Origin of the sequence: Corallococcus sp. AB038B (assembly GCF_003668955.1) — a bacterium.
Taxonomy (GTDB): Bacteria; Myxococcota; Myxococcia; order Myxococcales; family Myxococcaceae; genus Corallococcus; species Corallococcus exiguus.
This window is the reverse complement of the sequence record NZ_RAWO01000002.1, coordinates 1,234,834-1,259,343: the sequence shown is the minus strand read 5'-3', so window position 1 is coordinate 1,259,343 and position 24,510 is coordinate 1,234,834. Positions and strand designations below refer to the sequence as shown.

The 24,510-nt window shown below is 69.2% G+C and carries 25 protein-coding genes; 5 read left to right on the top strand and 20 right to left on the bottom strand.

What is annotated here, in order from left to right; all coding sequences use genetic code 11:
• Window positions 1–223: 223 nt before the first annotated feature.
• Complete coding sequence (locus D7Y04_RS44040; RefSeq protein WP_147477118.1) at window positions 224–763, top strand: hypothetical protein; 540 nt, start codon at window positions 224–226, stop codon at window positions 761–763.
• A gap of 168 nt (window positions 764–931) precedes the next feature.
• Here D7Y04_RS44040 and D7Y04_RS45655 read toward each other — a convergent pair whose 3' ends face one another.
• Entirely contained in the window at window positions 932–1,717 is a 786-nt protein-coding gene (locus tag D7Y04_RS45655; protein ID WP_233601445.1) for a pirin family protein, read from the bottom strand.
• A complete protein-coding gene (locus D7Y04_RS16215) occupies window positions 1,714–2,499 on the bottom strand; it encodes a DsbA family protein (protein WP_121759869.1) in 786 nt (261 codons plus the stop codon). Before D7Y04_RS16215 ends, D7Y04_RS45655 begins: the two co-directional genes overlap by 4 nt.
• A 99-nt stretch (window positions 2,500–2,598) precedes the next feature.
• Between D7Y04_RS16215 and D7Y04_RS16210 the strand changes: the two genes are divergently transcribed.
• On the top strand, window positions 2,599–3,438 hold the full coding sequence (locus D7Y04_RS16210) for a LysR family transcriptional regulator (RefSeq protein WP_121759868.1): 840 nt from the start codon (window positions 2,599–2,601) through the stop codon (window positions 3,436–3,438).
• A 32-nt stretch (window positions 3,439–3,470) separates the two neighbouring features.
• Here the strand turns inward: D7Y04_RS16210 and chrA are convergent, their stop codons facing one another.
• Together chrA and D7Y04_RS46765 are read right to left on the bottom strand one after the other, a co-directional pair.
• Window positions 3,471–4,634 (bottom strand): chromate efflux transporter, encoded by a 1,164-nt coding sequence (gene chrA / locus D7Y04_RS16205; protein WP_121759867.1) that lies wholly within the window; start codon window positions 4,632–4,634, stop codon window positions 3,471–3,473.
• Window positions 4,635–4,877: 243 nt separating this feature from the next.
• Window positions 4,878–5,294 carry a DUSAM domain-containing protein gene (locus D7Y04_RS46765; protein WP_121759866.1) on the bottom strand — a complete coding sequence of 139 codons (417 nt, stop codon included), beginning with the start codon at window positions 5,292–5,294 and terminating at the stop codon, window positions 4,878–4,880.
• 499 nt (window positions 5,295–5,793) lie between these two features.
• Here D7Y04_RS46765 and D7Y04_RS16195 point away from each other — a divergent pair, with 499 nt between their 5' ends.
• Entirely contained in the window at window positions 5,794–6,351 is a 558-nt protein-coding gene (locus D7Y04_RS16195) for a hypothetical protein (RefSeq protein WP_121759865.1), read from the top strand.
• Window positions 6,352–6,354: 3 nt separating this feature from the next.
• Here D7Y04_RS16195 and D7Y04_RS16190 read toward each other — a convergent pair whose 3' ends face one another.
• The 14 genes from D7Y04_RS16190 to D7Y04_RS16125 all read right to left on the bottom strand — a co-directional run bounded on the left by D7Y04_RS16190 (window position 6,355) and on the right by D7Y04_RS16125 (window position 19,958).
• Window positions 6,355–7,233 (bottom strand): DUF3014 domain-containing protein, encoded by an 879-nt coding sequence (locus D7Y04_RS16190; RefSeq protein WP_121759864.1) that lies wholly within the window; start codon window positions 7,231–7,233, stop codon window positions 6,355–6,357.
• A gap of 69 nt (window positions 7,234–7,302) precedes the next feature.
• Window positions 7,303–8,358, bottom strand: coding sequence for a hypothetical protein (locus tag D7Y04_RS16185; protein ID WP_121759863.1), 1,056 nt, complete (start codon window positions 8,356–8,358; stop codon window positions 7,303–7,305).
• A 20-nt stretch (window positions 8,359–8,378) separates the two neighbouring features.
• Complete coding sequence (locus D7Y04_RS16180; protein ID WP_121759862.1) at window positions 8,379–9,254, bottom strand: ribonuclease H-like domain-containing protein; 876 nt, start codon at window positions 9,252–9,254, stop codon at window positions 8,379–8,381.
• Window positions 9,254–9,691: a (deoxy)nucleoside triphosphate pyrophosphohydrolase gene (locus tag D7Y04_RS16175; RefSeq protein ID WP_121759861.1), complete on the bottom strand. Its 438-nt coding sequence runs from the start codon at window positions 9,689–9,691 to the stop codon at window positions 9,254–9,256. The genes D7Y04_RS16180 and D7Y04_RS16175 overlap by 1 nt, the downstream gene beginning before the upstream one ends.
• Window positions 9,688–10,827, bottom strand: coding sequence for a PQQ-binding-like beta-propeller repeat protein (locus D7Y04_RS16170; RefSeq protein WP_233601460.1), 1,140 nt, complete (start codon window positions 10,825–10,827; stop codon window positions 9,688–9,690). Before D7Y04_RS16170 ends, D7Y04_RS16175 begins: the two co-directional genes overlap by 4 nt.
• 46 nt (window positions 10,828–10,873) lie before the next feature.
• On the bottom strand, window positions 10,874–11,683 hold the full coding sequence (locus D7Y04_RS16165; RefSeq protein ID WP_370457113.1) for a tol-pal system YbgF family protein: 810 nt from the start codon (window positions 11,681–11,683) through the stop codon (window positions 10,874–10,876).
• Window positions 11,684–11,778: 95 nt separating this feature from the next.
• Window positions 11,779–13,188: a ribosome biogenesis GTPase Der gene (gene der, locus D7Y04_RS16160; RefSeq protein WP_120576877.1), complete on the bottom strand. Its 1,410-nt coding sequence runs from the start codon at window positions 13,186–13,188 to the stop codon at window positions 11,779–11,781.
• Window positions 13,189–13,258: 70 nt separating this feature from the next.
• Window positions 13,259–14,212, bottom strand: coding sequence for a GTPase Era (gene era / locus D7Y04_RS16155; protein WP_120576876.1), 954 nt, complete (start codon window positions 14,210–14,212; stop codon window positions 13,259–13,261).
• Between the two features lie 83 nt (window positions 14,213–14,295).
• On the bottom strand, window positions 14,296–14,853 hold the full coding sequence (locus D7Y04_RS16150; protein WP_120576875.1) for a peptidylprolyl isomerase: 558 nt from the start codon (window positions 14,851–14,853) through the stop codon (window positions 14,296–14,298).
• Window positions 14,850–15,521, bottom strand: a complete 672-nt coding sequence (locus D7Y04_RS16145) for a peptidylprolyl isomerase (RefSeq protein ID WP_121759859.1) — start codon at window positions 15,519–15,521, stop codon at window positions 14,850–14,852. Before D7Y04_RS16145 ends, D7Y04_RS16150 begins: the two co-directional genes overlap by 4 nt.
• Before the next feature lie 67 nt (window positions 15,522–15,588).
• A complete protein-coding gene (gene rnc, locus D7Y04_RS16140) occupies window positions 15,589–16,362 on the bottom strand; it encodes a ribonuclease III (RefSeq protein ID WP_171809036.1) in 774 nt (257 codons plus the stop codon).
• A gap of 14 nt (window positions 16,363–16,376) precedes the next feature.
• Window positions 16,377–17,240, bottom strand: coding sequence for a hypothetical protein (locus tag D7Y04_RS16135; protein ID WP_169827167.1), 864 nt, complete (start codon window positions 17,238–17,240; stop codon window positions 16,377–16,379).
• A complete protein-coding gene (locus D7Y04_RS16130) occupies window positions 17,240–18,385 on the bottom strand; it encodes an acyl-CoA dehydrogenase family protein (RefSeq protein WP_120597833.1) in 1,146 nt (381 codons plus the stop codon). Before D7Y04_RS16130 ends, D7Y04_RS16135 begins: the two co-directional genes overlap by 1 nt.
• A gap of 43 nt (window positions 18,386–18,428) precedes the next feature.
• Window positions 18,429–19,958, bottom strand: coding sequence for an acyl-CoA carboxylase subunit beta (locus D7Y04_RS16125; RefSeq protein WP_120597834.1), 1,530 nt, complete (start codon window positions 19,956–19,958; stop codon window positions 18,429–18,431).
• Window positions 19,959–20,174: 216 nt separating this feature from the next.
• Between D7Y04_RS16125 and D7Y04_RS16120 the strand changes: the two genes are divergently transcribed.
• Window positions 20,175–20,555 (top strand): YtxH domain-containing protein, encoded by a 381-nt coding sequence (locus D7Y04_RS16120; protein WP_120597835.1) that lies wholly within the window; start codon window positions 20,175–20,177, stop codon window positions 20,553–20,555.
• Between the two features lie 81 nt (window positions 20,556–20,636).
• Here D7Y04_RS16120 and D7Y04_RS16115 read toward each other — a convergent pair whose 3' ends face one another.
• Window positions 20,637–21,413, bottom strand: a complete 777-nt coding sequence (locus D7Y04_RS16115; protein WP_120597836.1) for an enoyl-CoA hydratase-related protein — start codon at window positions 21,411–21,413, stop codon at window positions 20,637–20,639.
• 104 nt (window positions 21,414–21,517) lie between these two features.
• Between D7Y04_RS16115 and D7Y04_RS16110 the strand changes: the two genes are divergently transcribed.
• On the top strand, window positions 21,518–23,494 hold the full coding sequence (locus D7Y04_RS16110; RefSeq protein WP_121759857.1) for a TIM44-like domain-containing protein: 1,977 nt from the start codon (window positions 21,518–21,520) through the stop codon (window positions 23,492–23,494).
• Between the two features lie 24 nt (window positions 23,495–23,518).
• Here D7Y04_RS16110 and D7Y04_RS16105 read toward each other — a convergent pair whose 3' ends face one another.
• Window positions 23,519–24,493: a hydroxymethylglutaryl-CoA lyase gene (locus tag D7Y04_RS16105; protein ID WP_120579417.1), complete on the bottom strand. Its 975-nt coding sequence runs from the start codon at window positions 24,491–24,493 to the stop codon at window positions 23,519–23,521.
• Window positions 24,494–24,510 lie beyond the last annotated feature (17 nt).

Here is a 24,510-nt window from a genome sequence, read left to right as displayed (position 1 = left end):
CCGGTGACGAGCGCCCCCGGTCACTGGGCGCTTGCGTTTGGCAGGCGCCCAGCATGCGGACCACCGTGGCGTGGGACCTGACTCGGGAGCAGGTGCACGGGCCCCCGTGCCTATAGTGTCCTGCGTTCCTCTCCTGGCAAGGCATCAGTCCGCGTCGGCGTGGATTGCTTCTCGGGGAGACCCATACAGCACCGTGCATAGGTGCTTCAGCGAGGTGCGAACGATGCGAGCTGCCATGTGTGTAGCAGGAACGCTGATGGTTCTTGGCGCTTGTTCGCGTCAGATTCCCGTTCCTGAACTGCCCGTCGCAGTTTGGTACTTGGCCGCAAACGGGGACTGCTCAGGCATCGAACTCGACGGAAATGGGGAACTCATTGATCCGCCTGTGCTTCTCATGCTTGTCACAGGCCGGTTCATCAGGTCCCCAGAACGACTGGTTCTGAAGTTAGAGGGGGTTTTTGATGGAACTACCGAGTTCTCTGTTCAAGAACCAGAACCCGGAACCTTGACTCTCAAGACCACGACGGGTGGGACCATGTATCCGCCAGAACTCACCCTGTTCCGCGAGCAGGCCACATGCCGCCGCCGCATCATGGATGATGATCGAAGATGGATCGCTGGTTTTGCAGCAAAACGCCGAGCGAAGAAGGACCTTGAGCAGGCTGCAATTGAGCTATTTCACCAACTGCCCTTGCAGATTGTGCGTTGGAGGGACGAGCACGCGGAGGTTACAAGATCTCCAGCCCAGCCCCTTCCCAAGTAGCCCCGTCAGGGGCCTCCAGGAGTTCCGCTGGGCCACCTTTGGGGGATGTTCCTTGGGAGGCATACCCTGGAAGTGAAGCGGGCCAGAACATGCCGGAGACCTTCCAGGGAACGTGGAGAGGTGCTCGTTTCGGGGGACTCACTGGACGGAGCTGCTCTCTCTAGAGTGTCAGGCCGCGACGTCAATCCAGAGCGCGCTGCAGTCCTGCGCGGCGCGCAGCGTCAGTTCTCCCCGGTGCAGTTGTGCTCCCTCGCCCCTGGCGAGGACTCGCCCTTGCCCCAGTTGCAGGGCGGCATCCAGGGACAGCAGATAGCCGGCACGTCCCGGGGCCACCTTGAGTGCGGTCTCCTGTCCCACCGTCAGGTCCAGCCACCACACGCGCGCGTCGCTCCGAAGGGGCATCGCCTCGTCCCCGGCAACCAGGTGGCGGCCTCCCCGTGCGGCGTGCGGTACAGAGCGGCGGAAGTAGGCGGGTGCACCGCCGTGCTCCTTGGGGGTGAACCACAGCTGCAGCATCCGCGTGTCTTCATCCGTCTCGTTGCCCTCGGCGTGGACCATGCCGTCCCGGGCCGAAATCAACTGCGCCTCGCGTGGGCGAAGGGTCGCCCCGTGGGACTGGTCCCCGTGGTGGCTCAGCTCGCCGCTGAGGACGATGCTCAGGATCTCCATCTCCCTGTGCGGGTGGAGCGGGAAGCGCGAGCGAGGCGCGAAGGTGGCATCCGCCAGGACCAGAAGGCTGCCGAGCGGGCGTCCCTGGCCTGCGCTGGAGCCCACGGTGGCGATGAAGTGGTCGTGCAGCCGCAGCCAGGGCAGCTCCGTGAACGGCAGTGAGGAGATCGGGCGCAGGCGGACGTCGGCCACGGGCGCAGGCTTCGGGGGAGGGGAACAGCCAAGCGCGGCGAGCCCCAACAGCTGGGCGCCACCGCGCACCAGCGCACGGCGTCCGAGCTTCACGCCTCGCTCCTTGCCCGCTTCGTCGCCCGTTCGAGCGCCTCGACCATGCGCGGTCCGGTCATGAAGCCGCTCGCGAGCACTTCGAGGCCGGCGCCGCCACGGAAGAGCACGGTGGGGAACCCGCTCACGCCCAGGGCCCTGACCTCCAGGAACTCGTTCGCCGTCGCCCGCTTCGCGTCCGCATGGTCGAACCGGTTCAGGAACACCCTGAAGTCGAGGCCGTGCGCGGCGCAGATGCTCTCGTAGAAGGCCGCCACGGTCGGGGCCTCTCCGTCGGCGTAGAACTTCCGCTGGATGGAGGCAAACACCTCGTACGCGCGCGTCTCCGGTCCCGGCATCTCCTCGAACATCCCGCGCATGACGAGGAACGCGCGGCACGCAGGCTCGGTGTCGTAGTTGAACTCCGCCCGGTCGAGGAACCGGGTGGAGAACGGCTGTCCGGTGCGCGCGGCAATCTCTTCCCAGTGGTGGCGCAGGAAGCCTTTGAACCGCTCGTTCCAGGGGTCCCCGCCTCCCGCACGGAGCCCGCCCACCCGGATGCGGAAGGGGATGCCCTTACGGTTTGCCTCCGCCTCCAGTTCGCGGAGGCCGGGCGAGCCTCCCCAGCACCAGGAGCACATCGGGTCCCCCACATAGAGCACTTCCCCCACGGGCCCCTCGGCGCTCGGCCCGGCGCTCGTCTGCGCCGCGCCGGGGAGCGCGCACGTCCCAGTCTCGGGGTCACACAGCGCCTGCACGTCAGAGGGCGTCTCGTGCTCGTTGTCGTGAGGGACAGGGACCATGTGTTGCTCCTGCGGGAGTGGCGTCATTGCCACGCCCCGAGAGATAGCCCCAGCCCCCTGCGTTGACGACGCCCGCGGGCGCGCACAGCATGTGCGTTCATGCACATCGCCTGGGACGACCTGCAGACGGTGGAGGCGCTGGTGCGCACAGGGAGTGTCGTGGGCGCGGCGCGCGAGCTCTCGCTGCGCCACTCGTCCATCTCGCGGCGGGTGGACGCCCTCGAGCGCGCGCTCGGGACGCCGCTCTTCCTGCGTGGGGCGACGCTGCGTCCGACGCCGCTCGGCCTCGCCATTGCCGAGCGCGCGGGCCGCATGCGCCCCCATGTCCTGGACGTGGGGGCACTCATCGAGGAGCAGCGCCGAGCGCGCGCAGGCCGGCTCGTCATCACCACGAACGAAGTGCTCGCGTCACTGCTGTTCGGCGCGCTGCGCACGTGCGGCTTCACGCAGCGGGTCCAGGTGCGCATCTCCGAGAGCGAGCTGGCGCTGGAGCCCGGGGTGACGGATCTGGCCCTGCGGCCGAGTCACACGCCGGGCGGTGCGCTGCGGGGACAACAGCTGGGGAGGCTGCGGCTCGGAGTGTTCCGGGCGCGGGCTGTTCAGCAGGACTCGGAGGCCTGGGTCTTGCCATCGGAGAACCTGCGCACCCGATCCTCCATGCGCTGGTGGAAGGCTGTCCCTGAGGACGCGGAGTCCCTCGTGGAATGCGACACGCTGCTCGGCATCAGGGATGCCTGCGTCGCGGGTCTGGGGCGGAGCGTGCTCCCGGCGCTGCTCGCCGAGGGGGACCCGCGCCTGGTCCTGGAGAAGGAACTTCCGGGCGGCCCACCGGTGTGGCTGCTGTCCGCCGCCACCCGGCGCGCGGACGCGGCCCTCCGGCGGGCGCGGGAGTCACTCGCCGAAGCCCTCCGGAGCGCCGCGGGCGTGTGGGAGGACTGAAGTCCCAGGACCAAGTGATCTCACATAAGGCTTCACAACCCAGCCAACAGCAGTCCGGCAGCGGCACCGCCCAACACCAGCCAGGCCGAGTTGACCCGCCAGCGAAGAAGCAACCCCGCGCCGAACACGGCCAGGGCCACCGTCCAGCCATCCACCAATGCCGCGCGTCCCAGCTGCCAGGTCACCACGGCCATGAGGGCCAACGAGGCCGCGTTGACGCCGTCGAGCACCGCGCCCGCGGTCCGCGACCGGCGAAGCCGGGGCACCAGAGGGCCGCTCAGCGCCACGAAGACGAAGGCGGGCAGGAAGATGCCCAGCGTCGCGAGCCCCGCGCCGGGCGTGCCGCCCACCAGGTAGCCGATGAACGTCGCCGTGGTGAAGACAGGGCCCGGCGTGAACTGGCCCACGGCCACCGCGTCCAGGAGCTGGGCCTCGGTGAGCCAGCCCCAGCGCTCGACGAGGTCCGCTCGGAGGAAGGCCAGCAGCACGTAGCCGCTGCCAAACAGCACGCTGCCGACCTTGAGGAAGAACAGGAAGAGGCCGCCGAGGCTGAACGGCGCGGCGGCAGTGGCAGTCATGACTGTGACGCCGTGGAGGGCGAAAGGCGTCAGGGCGAGCGTCGACCTGGGCGCCGAGGAGGATCGAAAATGGCTCCAGGCCGCCAGGAAACCACCGGCCAGGGCCAGGATGAGCAGCTCGTTGGCGCCAAGGGCGCTCGCCACGGCCGCGCCAATGGCCACGACGATCCTGGGGCGCGTCGTCAGGGCCGTCTTGCCGAGGCCCCATAGGGCCTGGACCACCACGGCCAGGATGACGGGTTTCACGCCGTACAGCAGGGCGCCGGCTTGCGGCAGGGTGCCAAAACGCACGTAGGCCCACGCCGCCGCGAGCGTCAGGAGCATCGCCGGGACGATGAAGCACGTGCCGGCCACGAGCAGTCCGGGCCAGCCGGCACGCCGGTGGCCGAGGTGGATGGCCAGCTCGGTGGAGTTCGGGCCCGGGATGAGGTGGGTGGCGCCCAGCAGGTCGAGGAACTCCTCACGGGGCAGCCACCGGCGCCGCCGCACGAGTTCGTCTTCCATCATCGCGATGTGCGCGGCAGGGCCCCCGAAGGCCGTCAGTCCCAACCGGAGGAAGACCCGCGCGACCTCGCCAAGCGAGCCCCGGGTGACGTCGCCGGAATGAGGGGAGTCCATGCGCCGAAGGAGCCTCGTCGTGAACCAGAACCGGCGGAAAGCGCGGCCATGGTGCCACGGCGCCGGGCAGGGAACGGGCCTCAATGAACCCCACCCGGGACCCCAGAGGCTTAGTTTACATAACGCTTCTTATCAGACGTTCTGACTGGGGGTTCCCCAAGGATTCCAGGCGCTTCCCCGGCCCATCCAGGGCCTCCGTGGACGTCCGCGTAACCGACCCGGCCCGCGCCTTGGTTCCACCGTTCATGTGTCGTCGGGCTCATCGACGTGGTCCAGGTACGCCTGGAGCTGTGCCCGATAAAGCGGCACGACCTCCACCGCCATCGCGTCCCCAAGGACCTTCCGGGCTCCGGCCCTGTCCCCGCTCGCCTTGAGCGAGTCGGACGCTCCGAATGCTCGCCCGAGGCGATACGTGCCCTCACGGGTCCGTCGATGAATCTCCCTCACGAGCGAGGCTGTATCCGCTGCTCTGGAAAGTGCGGCGTCGGCCTCCGCGCGAGTCATTCCCACCTGGGGAGCCATCCTGCGCAGGAGCTCAGGCATCTCGGGGTCTTGCGGCAGGTCCGCGCCGTTCGCGAGCGCCAGGCCCAGGTCGATCACCTTTCGCCAATCATCGGACGTCACTGCGCTACCCCCGGTCCGCACATGTCGAATGGCCATTGCCGCTGCCCCTTGCAGCGTTCCATGCACGCGCCACAGGGACCGCCCCAATGCGGCTTCTTCGTGGATTGGCACCTCGCATACATGTCGATGCAGTGTTGCCGCCAACCGTCGTCCACGTCTTCTTTGGCCGTGTCTGTGGCCTTCTCGAGCTCGCGAGCGCCCTGCATCAGCGTCACGGCTTCGCTCTCCGTCATCCCGCACGCTTCAGGGATTCGGTTCTTCTTGAGGCAGCACACGATGCTCAAATCCCCCGGCCGGCAAGCGTCTGCCGCTTGCGCCAGGTAGTCATTCGTGGGCCGGCGGCCCGACTCATGCGTGACGGTTGAGCATCCCAAGGCGAACCCCAGGCAGAGCCCAGCCGCCATCCTGCGAATCGCGCCCATCAGGCGAAAACTGATAGCACGGTGAGGCGCCACCGTCGGCCACCAACCGCCCGGCATCGGCCGTGGAATCTCGTGCTTCCCGAGCACGGCCCCGGAACGTACCTTGCCGCCCCATGCGCCTCTTCCGACGAACCGGACTCGCCGCGCTTTGCGGCCTCACCGTGGCCCTGCTGACGGGCTGCCCCGACAAGACGGCCCAGGCCCCCGTGGATGGTGGCGTCACCGGCGCCACGGCGGCCCCGGACTCGGGTCCCGAGGCCGTGGTCTTCACGCTCCAGTACCTGTCGCCGGATGGTGGCTCCGCGCTCATCCCCCTGGCCCTGGAGGAAAAGCCGCTCGTGGAGCCCACCTCCGACCTGGAGCTGCGCAGCACCCTGGGCCTCAAGAACTACCGCGTCCGACTCATGGACGAAGCCGACCGGGCCATGGTCTCCGACGACTCCGTGTCCGAGGCCGATGACGGCCTCGTGTACCGCATCCACCTGCCGCAGCCGCTCAAGACCGGCTACTCGTACACCCTCGTCGTCGACTCGCAGACCGGCACGTCGTTCCAGGACTCGATCGGCCGCGACGTCGAGGACCTCCGGGCTTCGTTCCAGATCATCGGCGACAAGGAAAAGCCCAAGGCGCCTGCGCCGCCCGCCAAGGGCGGCAAGAAGAAGTCCAGGTAGCTGTCACTCCTGGGTTTCGGACTGCCCCGGCGCCTGATCCGGCAACGGCTCGGGCGTGGCGGGTGCCGGGGTCGGCAGGTTCAGCGCCGTGCGCAGCTCCCGCAGCTTCGCCTGGATGAGCCGCATGTTCCCCGGGCCCATCCGCAACAGGTGCTTCTGGGCCTTGCTCAGCCCCTCCAGCTCCGGCGACGCATAGACATACAGCGCGCCCTTGGACTCCACCTCCACCGGCCCCTTCGGCACCGGCACCATCAGCAGGTGCTGGATGGCCCGGCCAAACGCCGTCTCGAAGTGCTGATCCGGCGGCGCGATCTCCCGGTACGCCTGGTCGAAGAGCGGCCTCAGCTCCCGGTACACCATCGCCGCGCCGGACGCGTCCAGCGAACCCAGCACCCGGGCCACCAGGTCGTAGCGCGCGTAACTCAACGGCGCGATCTCCGAGCGCCCGTTCGCCCCGGCCGCGCCCACCTGGAACGCCCCCACGGGCGCCATGAACAACAGCGAAGCCCGAGGACTCTCGCCCTCAGCGATGTTGCTCACGGACGCGGTGAACCGGCGCGCCAGGTCGCGCTCCTGGAGCCACTTCGCCAATTCCGGGTCCACCGACAGCTTGCCCACCAGGTCGCGGATGCGGCCATCACTCTCCGGCAGCGACACCTCCGGAGGCACCTCCGCCACGCCCGCATCCACCACGGGCGGTGCCGTCACCACCGGCGCCTCCGACTGCCGCTTCAGGCCGAAGTACGAACCGACCACGCCCACGACCATCAGCGCGACCAGGACGCCCAGGACCTTGCCCCGCGACGGAGCCTTCGGCGGCTCGGCCTCTGGCGTCGGCGGAATGGCTCCAGGGCCCTGATTCACGAAGTTCGGATCGCTCATGGTCCCGGACCTTACAGACAGGCCTCCGAGCCATTCCACGCGCGCGTGAACAATCCGCGCCGTCTGTGTTCACCGTGCGGAGAGGACCTCGTCCGGCAGGCGCCAGAGCTGGCCGTCCTCCGGCGACAGAATGAATCCGCCGGGCAAGAGGTGCACCGACGTGACGACCTCCGTGGACAACGGCAGCTCCCACGCGCACACGGGCCGCAGCGACGCGGGGTCCAGTTGAAGCAGGTACCACTCCCCCACCTCCAACAGGTCCTCCACCGCCACCAGCACCGCCCGCTCCGTCACCAGCCCGCTGTACCCCGTGGCGAGCGTGCCCTGTTCCGGCAGCAGGAACTCCGCAGCCAGCGTGGCCTCCGGGTACGTCCAGCGCCGCACCCAGGTGCCACCTACGCCAACGAAGCCCGAGCCGTCCGGCAGGAACCCCGCCGGATAGAACGGCGCCTCCACCGAAGCCACCGCCGCGCCACGCACGAGCCCCGTGGCGCCGCGCTCCACGAACGTGAGCCACGTGCCCTCCTGGCCCAGGCTCACCGCCACGCCCATCACCGGCAGGCTCGGATGCGGCATCCATTCGTGCAGCCCGTCCAGGTCGTCCTCACCCAGCGTCGGCGCCCCGAGCTCGAGCCCCGCCTCCGTCCCCGCAACGTCCGATAACGTTCGGGCATCCAGGACGCGCAGCGACGCCCGCCCATCCTGGACGCCGCTCGTCCACAGGCCCTCGCCGGTGATGTCGAACCCCAGCGCCTGCGTGTTCCGCGTCCAGGCCCGCGCGGGCGTCTCCACCGGACTCCCATCCGGCGCCCGGCCCACCATCTCGATGCGCCCCGGGCCCAGCACCGCCGCGCTCCCGAGCGACGGATGCAGCGCCACGAGCCCCGCGGTCCTGGGCAGCTCCAGCGCACGCTCCGGCGGCCAGGACTCCCGCGCTCCGAGCACGGCCAGGCGCCGCATTCCCACGGCCAACCCCACCGAGGCGTCCGAGCCCGAGGCCGCGGGAGGCAACACGAAGCCGTCACCCGCCCACTCCGCGTCCGTCACCGGCAGCGTCGTGATTCGAGTGAGCTCCACGCGGCGGCTGGGGATGCCCCACGGCGTGCCGGGCCGCGGCCTGCCCACCCAAGGCACGACCTGGCCGCTCAGGAATCCTGCTCCATGGCCCGCACGCGCGCGAGCGTGTCCACGTCGCGCTCGGTGGGGCCCAACTCCAGGAGCAACCGGCTCACGTCGTACAGCAGGTCCCCGCGCTCGAAGACCTTCAGCCGGGGGACGTCCAGGTTCAGGTCGTCCGCGCCCTTGTTGTACGCAAGGTCCATCAGCGACCGGAGCTGGAACGAGTCGTAGAGGTTGTACTCGACCAGGTAGCGCAGGGCCTCCACGTCGCCGCGCCGCAGGTACGCACGCCACAGCAGCACCGCGTCGTAGCCGTTCGCACCCTTCAGGTGCGGCGGCCGTCCCACGCCCAGCTTCTCCTCGATCTCCTTCAGCCCGCCGCCCATCCCCAGCCGGCGTGTGACGAAGCGCAGATCGATGTGCGCCTCTGGCACCGGGAAGTTCTTCTCGCCGAAGTACTCCTTCAGCACCGGCACGTCGAAGCACGAGCCGTTGAACGTCACCCACAGCCGCCGCTTCGCCATGGCCTCTGGCAGCGCGTCCATGTTCCGGCCCTGGATGAAGACGTGCAGCCCCGCGGCGTCGAACAGGCTCACCACCGTGGGCACCTGCGTCTTGCTGCCGTCCGTCTCGATGTCGAAGTAGACGGCGTCGTCCTGGAACTCCGGGAACAGGCGCCAGTGCTCGCGCGGCGGCACCATGCGGGCCAGGTCCTTCAAGTCCTTCCGGGCCAGGGCCGCCCGGGCCTCCGCGATGCGCTCGCGGGCCGCCGTGTCCGCCTTGCGGCTGATGACGATGCCGCCGTCCGGGAAGTCATCCCAGGTCCGGATGCCCTTGGACCACAGGTCCTTCTCGCGCCACGGCCCCACGCCGGGGATGAGCTGGAACGTGTGCAGCAGCATCAATCGAGCGCACCCAGCCTTCCCGCCAGCAAGTCATCCAGGAGCGGCACGTCCGCTTCGCAGAACGGCAGCGCCTGCATCTCCGTGGGCGTGTGGAACGCCAGTTGGTGCGCGCCCAGCGGCTTCGGCTCACCGGACACAATCGTGGCCGAGAGCAGCACCAGCTCCACCGTGAGGTCCGGGTACGTGTGCCGGCCCTCCCAGAGGCGGCGGCCCACGGACAGCTCCACGTCCAGCTCCTCGCGGCACTCGCGCGCGAGGGCGGCCTCGTCCGTTTCGCCCGCCTCCACCTTGCCGCCGGGGAACTCCCAGAGGAGCGCGCGGCTCCCACCGGGAAGGCGCTGCTGGACCAGGTACCGCGGCCCGCCGTCTTCCGGACCGGGCCGGGGAATCAGCGCGGCCACCACCCGCACCGTCCGGGGCACGGCGCGCGTCACCCGCGCGGCCCCTTCTTCACGTCGTTCATGTCCAGCGCGTACAGGTACGCGTTGTTGGACAGCACATACACCCGCGAGCCCACCACGAACGGCGGCGCGGAGATGCCCACGCCCGGGTTCCACGCCAGGCGCGACTTGCCCGTCGTCGGATCCACGAACAGCAGCGCACGCTCGTTGGGCACCAGGAGCATTCCCCGCGCCAACACCGGAGCGAACGCCGTCTTCTCCTTGAGGGGGAGCGACCAGATGAGCTTCCCCGTCTCTCCCAGGTAGGCGTCCAAGCGGCCGTCGCCGGTGGCGAACACCACCTCGCCGCGCGACAGCAGCGACGTCAGGCCGCCCACGCTGGCGTTCCAGATGACGGCGCCGGTGTCCGCCTCCAGGGCGTACAGGCCGTTCTTGTACGAGGCCACATACAGCCGCCCCGCCGAGTCGATGGCGGGCGTGGTGTCCACGTCCAGGAACTCCGTGCCCGTGCCCGACAGGGACTTCTCCCAGACGACGGCGCCGTCCTCCACCTTGAGGGCGACGAGGAAGCCGTCGGAGAAGCCGACGTACGCGGTGTCCTGGTCCACCTTCGGCGCGGAGGCGCCCCGGATGGTGAAGCCGGACGGCGGGTCGCGCCGGTACTGCCACACCCAGGTGCCGTCCGTGGCCTTCACCGCGAACACCGTGTCGGTGTCCGTGGTCACCAGCACCAGGCCGTCCGCGAGCACCGGCACCGTGGCCAGGGACTCGCTGGTGGCGTACTTCCACTTCACCGCGCCGGTGCGGCCGTCCAGCGCGTACAGCACGCCATCACCGCCCGGCAGGTAGACGACGCCCTCGCTGACCAGGCCGCCCGCGAGCGCCCGGGCCCCCGTGCGGAAGGTCCAGGACACCTTCGCGTCCGGCCCCACCGCGCGGACGTAGCCGTCACGCGTCTGCACGATGACGTTCCGGCTGTCCGGGTCGTACACCGGAGAGGCGGGCTCGCGCGGCGAGTACTCCAGCAGCGGGACCTTGTCGACGAGCCCCGTCCACCAGTTCACCTGGAAGAAATCCACCGGCGGCTGACGGGGCGCCGCGGGCAGCTCCGGGTTGCCGTACAGCGGCGCCGTCGCGCACCCGGCCAGGAGCCCTACCCCGGCCACCATTCCCACCCACCGCTTCCACCGAGCAAGCCGCATGGTCATGAGCGCGCTACGGCTGACCCGAGTCCGTGGCCGGCGCGGCGGGAGGTGCCGGCGTGGGCACCTTCACGCCCTCCGCGGCCAGCACCGCCATGCGCTCGGTGGCCTGACGGGCCGCTGCGCTGCTCGGGTGCTCCGTCGGAATCTTCGACAGCACCTGGGCGGCGTCGTCCTTCTTGCCCTGGAGGATCAGCATGCGCGCCTTGTGGTACGCGCCCATGCCAATCAGGTACTCGCCGGTGTCCGCCTTCTCCATCGCCTCGAAGGAGGTGATGGCCTGGGCGTAGTCACCCTTGGCCTCGTAGGCGTAGCCCTGGCCTTCCAGGGCGCTCGCGCGCAGGGCGTCGTTCTCCGGGGCGCCCTTGAGGAAGGTATCCAGGGACGCCAGGGCGTCGTCGTTCTTGCCCAGCCGGAACTCGGCCTTGGCCTGCGGCAGGGCGGCCGTCGTCGCCGAGCGGGTGCCGCCGTGCTCCTTGCGGAAGGCGGCCAGCTGCTTCACGACCTCCTCGTCGCGGGCCCGCTCCGTGGGGAACGGGGGCTCCGTGGCGGACGGGTCCGCCGGGTCCACGCCCGTCACGGGGCGGTCCAGGACGGTGAGCGCCTGGCCCAGGGCCATGGAGGCCGTCTCCTCGCCGCGCTTGGAGACCTCACTGGCGATGGCCACGCCCACCGCGCCCAGCACGAGCACGCCCGCGCCGATGGCGAGGAACTTCTGGCGCTGCATCAGCCAGTCCCGCGCGTCCGCTCCCGCCTTCTGGAAGGCGTCCGGCTGACGAAGCTCCTGCTGGCGAATCTTCTCGGTCTTCTGCTGGGCCACGATGAGGGGACCTCTCTCCGGCTCGACGGTGCTCTTCGCTCTGGGAAAGCGGCGCACTGTAAAGAGCGCCCGCTGGGAGTGTCAACGCGCGAGCGCGGTCAGTCGCGCCCTGCCCGCTTCCCGCCCTTGCCACCCTTGCCGGCCAGGTGCGGCTTCTTGCGCGCCTCGCGCTTGGCCTTGCCTGGCCGCTCGCGGAAGAGCAGGCGGATGGGGACCCGCAAATCGAACGTCTTGCGGATCTGGTTGGTGATGTACCGCTTGTACATGTCCGGCACGCCCTGCGGCTCGTTGCAGGTGAGGGTGAAGGTCGGCGGGGCCGCCGCCACCTGGGCGATGTAGTACAGGCGCAGCGGCTTGCTCTTCACGATGGGCGCCGGGTTGTTGTCCACCATGTAATCCAGCAGCTTGTTGAGCTGCGGGGTGGGCGCCCGGAAGCGGAACTGCTTGGCCAGCTCCACCGCCACGTCCACGACCTTCTCCACCTTGGAGCCGTGCAGGGCGGACGTGAAGATGACCGGCGCGTAGCCCACGAACTTGAGGGCGATCTTGAGGTCCTCGCGGAAGGCCTCCTGGCGGCGCTTGTCCTCCGCGATGAGGTCCCACTTGTTCACCACGATGACCAGCGCGCGACCGCGGTCCATGGACAGGCCCGCGAGCTTCGCGTCCTGGTCCACCGCGGGCTCCGTGGCGTCCATCAGCAGCACCGCCACGTCGCTGCGCTCCAGCACCTTCAGCGCCGCGATGACGGAGTACTGCTCCACCTGGTGCGCGATGGTCTTCTTGCGCCGGATGCCCGCGGTGTCCGTGAGGATGAGCTGGTTGCCCTTGTACGTGACTTCCGAGTCGATGGGGTCACGCGTGGTGCCGGCGACCTCGCTGGTGACGACGCGCTTCTCCTTGAGGATGGCGTTGACCAGCGTGCTCTTGCCCACGTTGGGCCGGCCGATGATGGCCACGCGGATCTTCCCGTCGTCCGGCGGCGCCTCCGAGTCCTCGCCCTCCTGCTTCTCCGGGAGTTTGGACACCACGGAGTCCATCAGGCTGCCCATGCCGAGGTTGTGCTCGGCGGACATGGCGTTCACGTCGCCCAGGCCCAGGCGGAAGAACTCGCCGGACAGCGACTGCATCAGCCCGGTCTCGTTATCCAGCTTGTTGGCCGCCACGACGACGGGCTTGCCCGACTTGCGCAGGTAGTTGGCGACGGCCTCGTCCGCCGTCGTCATCCCCGCGCGGGCATCCACGACGAAGATGATGACGTCGCACTCCTCCACCGCGAACTGCGCCTGCTCGCGCACCTGCTTGAGCAGCGTGTCCTTCTCACCGGGGACGAAGCCGCCCGTGTCGATGAGGGTGAAGGCGCGGCCCTCCCACTCCGCGTCGGAGTAGTGCCGGTCGCGGGTGACGCCGGGCTCGTCCTGCACGAGCGCGATTCGGCGGCCCACCAGGCGGTTGAACAGCGTGCTCTTGCCCACGTTGGGGCGACCGACAATGGCGACCAGCGGCTTCATGGAGTCTCTTTCGACAGCGACGACGACTTCGAATGCAACGACGTCAGCGACACAAACTTCCGCGGCGACATCACTCGTAACCCAGCTTCCTCAAACCCGCGGCGCGCTCGCTCCAGCGGGCCTCCACGCGCACGCGCAGGTCCAGGTACACGTGCGCACCCAGCAGGCGCTGCACGGACTTGCGAGCGTCCGTGCCAATGAGCTTCAGCATCTGCCCCTGCTTGCCAATCAGGATGGCCTTCTGGCTGTCGCGCTCCACGTAGATGGACGCCGCGATGCGGATGAGGCCGCCCAGCTGGCCGGGGGGCGTGCCGGGGCGCGGCTCGCGCTCGGATTCATCGAACACGTCCACCAGCACCGCGGTGGAGTACGGAATCTCCTGGCGGCAGTGCCGGAGCACCTGCTCGCGGATGTACTCCGCCACCAGCACGCGCTCCTGCTGGTCCGTGAGCATGTCCTCCGCGAAGAGGGGCTCGCCCTCCGGCAGGTGGCCCAGCACGACCTGGAACAGGTGATCCACGCCGTCCTTCTCCCGCGCGGAGATGGGCACCACCTCCGCGAAGGGGAACTCCTGGCCGTAGAGCGCGATGAGCGGCAGCAGCTTCGCCTTGGGGATGGAGTCGATTTTGTTGATGACCAGGAAGGTGGGCTTGCCCACCTTCTCCAGCCGCTCGAGGATGGCGCGGTTGCCCGGCGTCACGTCCAGCGTCTCGCCCTGGGGCGGCTCGATGAGGAAGAGGACCAGGTCCACCTCCTCGGCCGCGGAGATGGCGGCCTCCACCATGTAGCGGTTGAGCTCTCCCTTGGCCTGGTGGATGCCGGGAGTGTCGATGAACGCCACCTGCCCTTCCGGACGCGTCACCACGCCCAGGATGCGGTTGCGGGTGGTCTGAGGCTTGGGCGAAACGATGGCGATCTTCTCGCCTGTGAGCGCGTTGAGCAGCGTGCTCTTGCCCACGTTGGGCCGGCCGATGAGCGCGGCGAAGCCAGCGCGAGGGGTCTTCTTCTGGGACTGAGAGGCCATACTTCCGGAGATGATCAGTGGGCCTTCCGACTCCGACTTCGGGAAGGCCCCGTGGGAACTGCCAGGGTACGGCGGCGGACTGCTTACGAAGGCCGCGCCGTGGAGATGGTCAACGTCTGGATGCGCACGTCCCGGCGGGGACGGTCGCTTGAATCCTTGGGAAGCTCATTGGCGATGCGGTCCACCACGTCCTGCCCTTCCACCACCTCGCCGAAGATGGTGTACCGGTTGTCCAGGTGGGGCTGCGGCGCCGCGGTGATGAAGAACTGACTGCCGTTGGTGTTGGGGCCCGTGTTGCCCATGGCCAGAACACCCTTCTTGTCGAAACGCCGGCCGCTCTGGAACTCATCCTCGAAACGGAAGCCCGGCCCGTTGTTGCCCCGGCTGGTCGGGTCCCCGCCCTGAATCATGAAGTCCTTGATGCAGCGGAAGAAGAGCGTCCCGTCGTAGAGCGGGCGGCCGTGCTGGGGCTGGAACGTCACCGGGTCCTTCCAGGGCTTCTCCCCGGTGGCCAGGCCCACGAAGTTCTCCACCGTCTTGGGCGAGTCCTTGGAGAACAGGCGTACGACGATGCGCCCCTCCGTGGTCTGGAAGGTGCCGAACAGCTCCGTGCCCGCGTGGGCCAGCTCCATGAAGCTCATTGCGGGGTGCCCTTCTTGGGGGCGGCGGGCTTGGGCGCGGCCGGCTTCTTGGGCCCCTTCTCACTCAGCGTCACCGTCTCCAGCACCACCGGCGTCTGCGGGCGGTCCTGCGCGCTGCGCGGCACGGTGCCGATCTTCTCCACCACGTCGTAGCCGGTGACGACCTCGCCGAAGATGGTGTGGCGGCCGGTGAGGTGCGCGGGCGTGGCGGTGGTGATGAAGAACTGGCTGCCGTTGGTGTTGGGGCCCGCGTTGGCCATGGCCAGGATGCCCGGCTTGTCGAAGCTCCGGCCGCTCTGGAACTCGTCCTCGAAGCGGTAGCCCGGGTCGCCCCTGCCCGTGCCGGTGGGGTCGCCGCCCTGAATCATGAAGCCCGGGATGACGCGGTGGAAGACGGTGCCGGCGTAGAGCGGCTTGCCCTTCACCGGGTCGCCCGTCTTCGGATCCGTCCAGGCCTTCTCGCCCGTGGCCAGACCCACGAAGTTCTCCACCGTCTTGGGCGCGTCCTTGGAGAAGAGCTTCACGGTGATGACGCCCTGGCTCGTCTTCAGCGTCGCGTAGAGGTCCTTGCCGGCCTGGACCTTCTTCGTCCAGGGGCCCGCGGCGGGCTCGGCGGCCAACGCCGCGACGGCGGCCAGCGCCACGGTGAGACCGAGAAGACGGTGCATACGGAACAAACTCCAGGGCAGGAAGGCGCGGACCCTACCCCCCACCCCCCTCCCCCTCCAAGGGCTTTCACGCCGGAGGGTCGTCCGGTGAAGGACCTCCCGGGACGGGCGCCACGACAGCCGGGGATGCCAGGGAAGCCGACTCCTCCTTCAGGCGCTCCAGCGTGGTGCGAGCGGCTGCCTGCTCGGCCTCCTTCTTGTTCCGGCCGCTGGCCCGGGCGTACACGGCCTCCCCGATACACACCTCCACCTCGAACACCTTGGAGTGCTCCGGGCCCGTTTCCGCCACCACGCGGTAGCGCGGCGACAGCTTGAGCTTCTCGTGGGCCAGCTCCTGGAGGAGCGTCTTGTAGTCCAGGCGGCCCGCGCCGGAGGCCACCTCCTCCACCAGCTCCCCGAAGATGCGATCCACCACGGACAGCGCCGGCTCCAGGCCGCCGCTCAGGTACACCGCGCCCAGCACCGCCTCCAGCGCGTCCGCGAGCAGCGAGTTCTTGTCGCGGCCGCCGGACTGGGACTCGCCCCGGCCCAGCAGGAGCAGCTCGCCCAGGCGCAGGCTCCGGGCCACGCGGGCCAGGCCCTCCTCGTGGACGATGCGGGCACGCATCTTGGTGAGCTCGCCCTCGGGGACGCCGGGGCAGCGGTCCATCAGCCGGTGGCTCACGGCCAGGTCCACCACGGCATCTCCCAGGAACTCCAGGCGCTGGTTGTCCTTGAGGTTCTGGTCCCGGTTCTCGTTGACGTACGTCTTGTGTGTCAGCGCCTCCAGGGCCAGGTCGCGCTTGGAGAACTGCACGCCCAGGCGCGTCTCCAGGGTCTGCACCCGCTCCACCAGGGTCATCTTCTCCACGAGGCTCACTCCTGGGGGGCGTCCGGGCCCACGAGTCGCACGGCCTCGGGAGCGACCTTCAACAGCTCGGCCACCAGCTGCACGACGCCGGGGAACTCATCCAGTTCGAAGCGGCCCGCCCACACCTTGCCCTGGGTGCCCGCCAGGAGCCCCCGGAAGGTGCGCCCGGCGATGCGCGCGGCGGCGAAGCGGTAGGCCTTGCCCTCCACCTGCAGCTGCGCCAGCAACTCCAGGCTGCTGCGAGGCGGCACCAGCGACTGCGGGCCGAACTTCTCCACAATCTCCACGAAGCGCACCGGCTCCGCGCCCGACGCCGCCTGCGGCGTGCGCGGCACGGGCTCGCCGAGCAGCGCGGACAGGTAGCCCGTCAGCGCGGCCTTCTCGCGGAACTCCGACAGCTCGATGACGTGCCCGGCGGCGGTGACCAGCTCCTCGAGCCCGCGAATGGCCTGCGCGATGCGGAAGTTGCCCTGCCGGTCCGCCACCAGCTTCACCGCGAGCTGGCCCTCCCGCACGTCCGTGGACAGCACCAGCGACTGCGGATCCACGTCCGCCGGCAGGCCCAACAGCTGCAACTCCTCCGAGCGGCGCTGCAGGTGGAAGACGTGGTCGCTGAAGGTGTCCAGCAGGAGCGCCTGCATCTCCTCCGCCGCGTCGATGGCGGACAGGAGGATGGGCGTCATGCCCACCACGGCTGGCGGCGCGATGGGGATGAGCCGGTCCCCCATCACCTGGAAGGTGATCTCGGTGATGAAGTCCTTGGTGATGGGATTCACCAGGGACGCGGCTTCCAGGTCCAGCACCACTTCGACGCCGGACGGCTCCTCGCGAACCTGGAGCCCCAGCTCTCGCAGCCGAGCGGTATCCATCAGGCGCCTTTGAAGGTCTCGCGGGCGATGATGGTCCGCTGGATCTCGCTCGTGCCCTCGCCAATCTCACAGAGCTTGGCGTCGCGCAGGTAGCGCTCCACGGGGAACTCGCGCGTGTAGCCGTAGCCGCCGTGGATCTGCACGGCCTTGTTGCACCCGCGCATGGCCGCCTCCGACGCGAACAGCTTCGCCATGGAGGCCTCCTCCGAGTACGGCTGACCCGCGTCCGCGAGCCGCGCCGCGCGGTGCACCAGCAGCCGCGCCGCCTCCAGCTCCGTCTTCATGTCCGCCATCATCCAGCGCAGGCCCTGGAACTCGCCAATGGGCTGGCCGAACGCGGTGCGGTCCTTGGAGTACGCCACCGACTCCTCCAGCGCCCCGCGCAGGAGGCCCACCGACAGCGCGCCGATGGTGATGCGGCCCTTGTCGAGAATCTTGAGCGTGTCGATGAAGCCGCGGTCGACCTCGCCCACGATGGCGTCGTCACCGACCTCCACGTTCTCGAGGATCAGCTCGGCCGTGTCCGACGAGCGCATGCCCAGCTTCCCGTGGATGGCGCGCTGGCTGAAGCCGGGGATGCCCTTCTCCAGCACGAAGGCGGTGATGCCCTTCTGGCGCTTCTCCGGCGACGTGAGCGCCAGCACCACGAACACGTCACCCACGGTGCCCTGGGTGATGAACATCTTCGCGCCGTTGAGCACCCACTTGTTGCCCTTGCGCACGGCGGTGGTGCGCATGCCGGACGCGTCCGAACCGGATCCCGGCTCGGTGAGGCCCCACGCGCCCAGCCACTCACCGGAGGCGAGCTTGGGCAGGTAGCGCTGGTGCTGCGCCTTGTTGCCGAACACGCGCACGTGGCTGGTGCCCAGGCCGTTGTGGCTGGCCACCGTGAGCGCGAGCGAGCCGTCGTAGCGGGCGATCTCCTCCACGGCCACCGCCACGGCGAGCGAGTCCATGGCCGCTCCGCCGTACTCGTCGGAGACGAGCATGCCGAGCACGCCCAGCTGCCCCAGCTCCTTCACCACCTCCATGGGGAACTTCTCGTCCTTGTCCCACTCGCGCGCGTACGGCTTCACGCGGCGTTCGCAGAATTCACGGAGGGAGGCCTGCAGGGCGCGGTGGCTTTCAGGAAGTTCGAAGTCCATGGTCGGGTGCGGAATCTAGAGCGTGAATGCTGGTGGGGGAACTTCAGACGGGGTGGACGCCGTGCTTCTTCTCCGCACGGGGCTGGAACCGGTCCGCATAAAGCGAATAACGCTGCATCAATTCCCCGCGCAGGGAGTCGCCGGGGACCACGGCGTCGATGATGAGCTCGCTGGCCAGCTTGAAGATGTCCACGTCCTGCTTGTACTCGTCGCGGAGCTTCTGGACGAAGGCTGGCCGCTCGGCCTCCGGCAGCTCCTGGATCTTGTTGAAATAGACGGCGTTCACCGCCGCCTCCGGACCCATCACGGCGATCATCGCCTGGGGCAGCGCCAACGTGGCCTCTGGGGCGAATCCGGGCCCGCTCATGGCGTAGAGGCCGGCGCCGTACGCCTTGCGCACCACCACACAGATGCGCGGCACGCTGGCCTCCGACACCGCGGAGATCATCTTCGCGCCCGCGCGGATGATGCCCGCGCGCTCCACCTTGGTGCCGATCATGAAGCCCGGCACGTCCGACAGGTACAGCAGCGGGATGTTGAACGCGTCACACAGCCAGATGAACCGGGCCGCCTTGTCCGCGCTGTCCACGAACAGCACGCCGCCCTTGTACTTGGGCTGGTTCGCGACGATGCCCACCGGCCGCCCGCCAATGCGCGCCAGGCCCGTGATGATCTCCTGCGCGAAGAGCTTCTTCACGTCGAACCAGCTGCCCTCGTCGATGAGCTCCGCGATGAGCGCGTGCATGTCGAACGGCTTGTTCTGATCCGGCGGGATGATCTCATCCACGCGCTTGCCGCTGTGCTTGGGCGCCTTCAGTTCGACCGTCGGCGGGGCCTTGGAGAAGTTCTCCGGGAAGAAGGCCAGATACTGCTTCGCGGCGGCGATGGCGTCCTGTTCGGTCTTCACCAGCACGTCGCCCACGCCGGACACGGAGCAGTGCATCTTCGCGCCGCCCATCTCCTCCAGGGTGACCTTCTCGCCGATGACCATCTCCGCCATGCGGGGGCTGCCCAGGTACATGGAGGCGTTGCCCTCCACCATGATGACCAGGTCGCAGAACGCGGGGATGTACGCGCCGCCCGCGGCGGACGGGCCGAAGAGCAGGCAGATTTGAGGCACGAAGCCCGACAGGTGGACCTCGTTGTAGAAGATGCGGCCCGCGCCACGTCGGCCGGGGAACATCTCCACCTGGTCCGTGATGCGCGCGCCCGCGCTGTCCACCAGATAGAGCAGCGGGCAGCGCAGCGCCTTCGCCGTCTCCTGGATGCGGAGGATCTTCTCCACCGTGCGCGCGCCCCAGCTGCCCGCCTTCACCGTGGAGTCGTTGGCCATGATGGCCACCGCGCGCCCGTCGATGCGCCCGACGCCGGTGATGACGCCGTCGGAGGGCAGGTCCGGGTCCAGGTTGTTGGCCAGCTTGCCGTCCTCCACGAAGGAGTCCGCGTCCACGAGCAGCCGGATGCGCTCGCGCGCGAAGAGCTTGCCCGTCTCCGCGTTCTTCGCGTGGTACTTGGGCGCGCCGCCCTTCTCCACCTGGGCGACCTTCTCGAGCAGTTTCTGATCTGAGGACATGGCCGTCGTCCCATACCAAGAAACCCCTGGCCTGGCTGCCTTCTTGCCATGCCGGCCACCAGCCGTGCCGTCCAACGGACGACGCATGAGGCCACGGAGGAGCGCTTCGGGGGGTGTCGCTTGGGGCTTCCCTGCCTACCTTCATGCTGCACGGGGGGTGTGCACCCAGGCGGGCCACACTCGCCCCGTGAACCGCATCCGGCCCAGGAGGGACCCATGTTCAGAGCGAAGAAGGCGACGTGGCAGGCGAAGGCTTTTGCCAAGAGCAAGCTGTACCGCCAGTTCCTTGCGCACCAGCTGCTGGATCAGCTGCCCGACTACGCGGACAAGGCAGGCAAGGTCGCGCGGAAGTCCTGGGACAACTTCGACCCGGACGACGCGCTGCGCTATGTGGGATTGACGACGTACAAGCCGGCGCGCGCGGGCATGGGCGGCCTGGGAGCGTTCCTGCTGGGCGCCGCCGCGGGCAGCATCGTGGCCCTGCTGATGGCCCCGAGCCGCGGCACGGAGCTGCGCACCACCGTCAAGGACAAGGCGATGGGCTACATCAACAAGCAGGGCGTGAACATCGGCGGCGAGAAGACCGCCAGCGCCTGAAGCTGAGTTGAGGGCAGCAACCAGGGGCAGCAAGGTCCGCGGGCAACCGCGGGCCTGCCGCCCCTGTCGCTTTCGAAGGGCCTAGCGGCCTTTATAGACAGGAGGACGCTTCTCCGCGAACGCGCGGAGCCCTTCCAGCCGGTCCTCTGTCTTGAGCACCTCCTCGTACTTCTTGAGCTCCAGCGCCAGCGCGTCGTCCAGCTCCAGGCCGGTGCCCTCGTCGATGGCGTGCTTGGCGGTGGCCACGGCCACGGGGGCGTTCTCCACCACGGCCTCCGCGAGCTGGAAGGCGACCTCCAGCAGGTGCCCTTCCGGGGCCAGCCGGTTCACCAGGCCGATGGTGAAGGCCTCCGCCGCGTTCACGCGCCGGGCGGTGAGGATGAGGTCCTTGGCGCGCCCGGGGCCGATGAGCCGCGTGAGCCGCTGCGTGCCGCCGCCGCCGGGGATGATGCCCAGCTTCACTTCCGTGAGGCCCATCTCCGTGGCGGGCGAGGCGACGCGCAGGTCGCACGCCAGGGCCAGCTCCGTGCCGCCGCCGAAGGCCGCGCCGTTGATGGCGGCGATGAAGACGCAGTCGCTCTTTTCAATCGAGCGCAGGGTGACGCGCAGGCCGTTGAGGAAGGCGCGCACCTCGTCTTCCGACATGGTGGTGCGTTCCTTGAGGTCCGCGCCGGCGCAGAAGGCCTTGTCGCCCGCGCCGGTGAGGATGACGGCGCGCACGGCGCGGCCGGAGGACACGCGGGACACGAGCGCGTCCAACTCCTGGTGCATCGCGCGGCTGATGGCGTTGCGGCGGCTCTCCCCGTCGATGGTCCAGATCTCGATGGCCCCTCGGGCCTCGACCTTGAACTCCGGCATCTTCGCTCCCCGTGACGGACCGCGCTGGGCGACCCGCGTGAATGGCGCGCAGCCTGAAACCTGTTCCCCAGTCTGGCAAGCCGTAAACGGATAGGATCCTGCCCATGCCTTCGTGCTCAACAGCGAAACGCCCGTGGCGGTGGCTGCCCGGCCTGCTCACCGTGTCCGCCCTGCTCGTGCTCGCCCTGCCGCTCGTGGCCCTGGCACGCGGCGGTGGAGGCGAGCACTACACGTCCGGACGCGACCGCAGCAACGGCGGCGGAGGGGGCGACGGCCTGCCCTTCTGGCTGATCTTCGACCTGATCCGGCTCATCTTCCTCTACCCGAAGGTGACCGTCCCGCTGCTGATCATCGGCGGCGTCGCGTACTGGCTCTACAAGCGCAACCTGCACCCGGACGCCACCACCCGGCGCGCGTTGGATCAGCGCGAGGCGGAAGTGCGCACGGAGGTGTCCGGCCGCGACGTGCAGGGTTGGGTGAACGCGCTGAAGCTCAAGGACCCGTCCTTCGAGTTGGAGCCCACGCTGCAGAAGGTGCGCTGGCTCTTCATCGAATTGCAGAAGTCGTGGTTCCGCCGGGACATGACGCCGGTGCGCCCCTTCCTGTCGGACGCGACGTGGCAGCGCTTCAACGTGCAGCTCGGGCTGATGCAGGCGCAGGGCGTGCGGGACGCGCTCGCGGACATGAAGGTGCTGGACGTGCAGCTCATCGGCCTGCACCAGACCCAGTGGTACGACAGCATCCACGTGCGCGTGCGCGCCAGCATCCGCGACACGGACGTGCCCGCGAACCAGACGGATGCGCAGGCCATGGCCGCCGCCAGCAAGGTGGCGCCGGAGACTTTCACGGAGGTGTGGACCTTCGTGCGCAAGCCGGGTGCGCAGACGCGCATCGGCGAGGACCTGTTCCAGGGCAAGTGCCCCAACTGCGGCGCGCCCTACAAGGGCGGCGCGTCCAACACCTGCGAGTTCTGCAACGCGGTGGTGAACTCCGGTAACTACGACTGGACGCTCTCTGAAATCACGCAGGGCGTGGAGCACGTGCGCCACCACAAGCAGGTGGACGGCCTGATGCAGGCGCGCGCGGACGACCCGGCGCTCAACCTGGAGATGCTGGAGGACCGCGCGTCGCTGCTGTTCTGGAAGTGGATCGACGCGCAGAGCCGCAACGAGACGCAGCGCCTGTCCAAGGTCGCCAACGCGGACGCCCTCACGAAGCTCAACGCGGAGCTGGGCCAGCTGGCGAAGCAGGGCCGCCGTCGCGTCTTCCTGGAGTGCGCGGTGGGCGCGGTGGACGTGCGCGCGCTGGAGGTGCACCCGGAGTCCTTTGACGAGGCTCAGGTTGAAATCCGGTGGAGCGCTCGCATGGGCATTGGCCCCGCGAACGAGAAGCCGCCTGGCTTGCCCACGGTGCCGCAGCGCTGGGTCTTCACGCTGCTGCGTCGCCACGGCGCGAAGACGAACACGGACACCGGTATGTCCACGGACCGCTGCCCGCAGTGCAACGCGCCCACCACCAACAGCGCGGCCAACACCTGCGAGTTCTGCGGCACGGTGCTGGGCAACGGCGAGCGCGACTGGGTGCTCGCGTCCGCCCTCCCCTTCGAGTCCTGGAACGTTCACCACGCGCAGCGCACGTCCCGGAACGCGGCCCGCTACCAGGAGGCCCGCCGGTCCGAGCGCGGCACCGTGGCGCCCCCGCCCGTGGACGTCGGCGGACATGGCAATGGCGACCGGGTGGTGACGGACGTGAAGGAGCGCGAGCGGCTGCTCTACATGATGGCCGCCATCGCCGCCGCGGACGGAGAGGTCTCGAACGCCGAGCGCCGCCTGCTCAAGCTGTGCGCGGAGCGTTGGAGCGTGTCGTGGGCCAACGTGGAGATGGCCCTCAACGCCGGGCCGCAGCTCTTCGAGCGCCTGGTGCCGCGCGGCAGCCCGGAAGCGGAAGTCTTCCTGCGCCACATCGTGGAGATGGCCCTGGTGGACGGCCGCATCGACCGCAAGGAGCGGAAGATGCTGCAGATCGCCGCCCAGCACCTGGGCCTGGAAGAGAAGCTTCCGGCGCTGATCGGGGACCACTGATTCCGTGGTCCCCGGTGGGGCTGCTCAGGTCTGCGCGCGGCGGGTGGCCTTCTTGTCCCGCTCGCCGAGCGCGGCCTGGAGGTACTTGCCCGCGAGCTTCCGGCCGATGAGCTCCTGGGCGATCTCCCCGGCCTCCACCAGCTTGTCCAGGTCGATGCCGGTGTCCACGCCCATGCCGTGCATCATGAAGACGGCGTCCTCGGAGGCCAGGTTGCCCGCGGCGCCCGGCGCGTAGGGACAGCCGCCCAGTCCGCCGATGCTCGCGTCGAACGTGGTGACGCCCGCGGACAGGCCCACCAGCGCGTTGGCCAGCGCGGTGCCTCGCGTGTCGTGCAGGTGCAGCGCCAGCGTGTCCACCGGCATGTGCTGGAGGAGCGCCGTGAGGATCTCCTCCGTCTGCCGGGGCGTGCCCACGCCAATCGTGTCGCCCAGGCTCAGCTGGTAGATGCCCGCGTCCACCAGCTGCCGGCAGATGTCCACCACGCGCTCCACCGGGACGTGTCCCTCGTAGGGGCAGCCCCACACGGTGGACAGGTAGCCGCGCACGCGCATGCCGGCCTTGCGGGCGGCGGCCGTCACTTCCTTCGCGCCGGCCAGCGCCTCCGCGATGGTCTTGTTGATGTTTTTCTTGGAGTGGGCCTCCGACGCGGAGATGAACACCGCGGCCTCCTCCAGGCCCGCCGCCTGCGCGCGCTCCAGGCCCTTCAGGTTGGGCACCAGCGCGGAGAAGACGACTCCGGGGCGGCGGCCCACCTGCTTGAGCAGCTCCTCCGCGTCCGCCAGCTGGGGGATCCACTTGGGCGACACGAACGACGTCACCTCGATGCGCTTCTCCCCCGCGGCGACCAGGGCGTTGATGAGCCGCGCCTTGTCTCGGGTGGGCAGCGTGCGGAGCTCGTTCTGCAGGCCGTCGCGGGGGCCGACCTCGTACACGTCGACCCGGCGGGGCAGTTGCCCCAGCAGGCCGACCCGCGTTCGCGATGTCTCTTTCGGATCCACTGGACGTGTCCGGGGCT

Coding starts and splice junctions, on each gene's coding strand:
- D7Y04_RS16125 (WP_120597834.1), bottom strand. CDS start 19,958: ATGTCCTCAGATCAGAAACTGCTCGAGAAGGTCGCCCAGGTGGAGAAG.
- era (WP_120576876.1), bottom strand. CDS start 14,212: ATGGCCTCTCAGTCCCAGAAGAAGACCCCTCGCGCTGGCTTCGCCGCG.
- D7Y04_RS16115 (WP_120597836.1), bottom strand. CDS start 21,413: ATGCCGGAGTTCAAGGTCGAGGCCCGAGGGGCCATCGAGATCTGGACC.
- D7Y04_RS16195 (WP_121759865.1), top strand. CDS start 5,794: ATGCGCCTCTTCCGACGAACCGGACTCGCCGCGCTTTGCGGCCTCACC.
- D7Y04_RS16130 (WP_120597833.1), bottom strand. CDS start 18,385: ATGGACTTCGAACTTCCTGAAAGCCACCGCGCCCTGCAGGCCTCCCTC.
- D7Y04_RS16170 (WP_233601460.1), bottom strand. CDS start 10,827: ATGGTGGCCGGGGTAGGGCTCCTGGCCGGGTGCGCGACGGCGCCGCTG.
- D7Y04_RS16190 (WP_121759864.1), bottom strand. CDS start 7,233: ATGAGCGATCCGAACTTCGTGAATCAGGGCCCTGGAGCCATTCCGCCG.
- D7Y04_RS16150 (WP_120576875.1), bottom strand. CDS start 14,853: ATGAGCTTCATGGAGCTGGCCCACGCGGGCACGGAGCTGTTCGGCACC.
- D7Y04_RS46765 (WP_121759866.1), bottom strand. CDS start 5,294: ATGGCCATTCGACATGTGCGGACCGGGGGTAGCGCAGTGACGTCCGAT.
- D7Y04_RS44040 (WP_147477118.1), top strand. CDS start 224: ATGCGAGCTGCCATGTGTGTAGCAGGAACGCTGATGGTTCTTGGCGCT.
- rnc (WP_171809036.1), bottom strand. CDS start 16,362: ATGACCCTGGTGGAGCGGGTGCAGACCCTGGAGACGCGCCTGGGCGTG.
- D7Y04_RS16210 (WP_121759868.1), top strand. CDS start 2,599: ATGCACATCGCCTGGGACGACCTGCAGACGGTGGAGGCGCTGGTGCGC.
- D7Y04_RS16110 (WP_121759857.1), top strand. CDS start 21,518: ATGCCTTCGTGCTCAACAGCGAAACGCCCGTGGCGGTGGCTGCCCGGC.
- D7Y04_RS16215 (WP_121759869.1), bottom strand. CDS start 2,499: ATGGTCCCTGTCCCTCACGACAACGAGCACGAGACGCCCTCTGACGTG.
- chrA (WP_121759867.1), bottom strand. CDS start 4,634: ATGGACTCCCCTCATTCCGGCGACGTCACCCGGGGCTCGCTTGGCGAG.
- D7Y04_RS16135 (WP_169827167.1), bottom strand. CDS start 17,240: ATGGATACCGCTCGGCTGCGAGAGCTGGGGCTCCAGGTTCGCGAGGAG.
- der (WP_120576877.1), bottom strand. CDS start 13,188: ATGAAGCCGCTGGTCGCCATTGTCGGTCGCCCCAACGTGGGCAAGAGC.
- D7Y04_RS16120 (WP_120597835.1), top strand. CDS start 20,175: ATGTTCAGAGCGAAGAAGGCGACGTGGCAGGCGAAGGCTTTTGCCAAG.
- D7Y04_RS16180 (WP_121759862.1), bottom strand. CDS start 9,254: ATGCTGCTGCACACGTTCCAGCTCATCCCCGGCGTGGGGCCGTGGCGC.
- D7Y04_RS16145 (WP_121759859.1), bottom strand. CDS start 15,521: ATGCACCGTCTTCTCGGTCTCACCGTGGCGCTGGCCGCCGTCGCGGCG.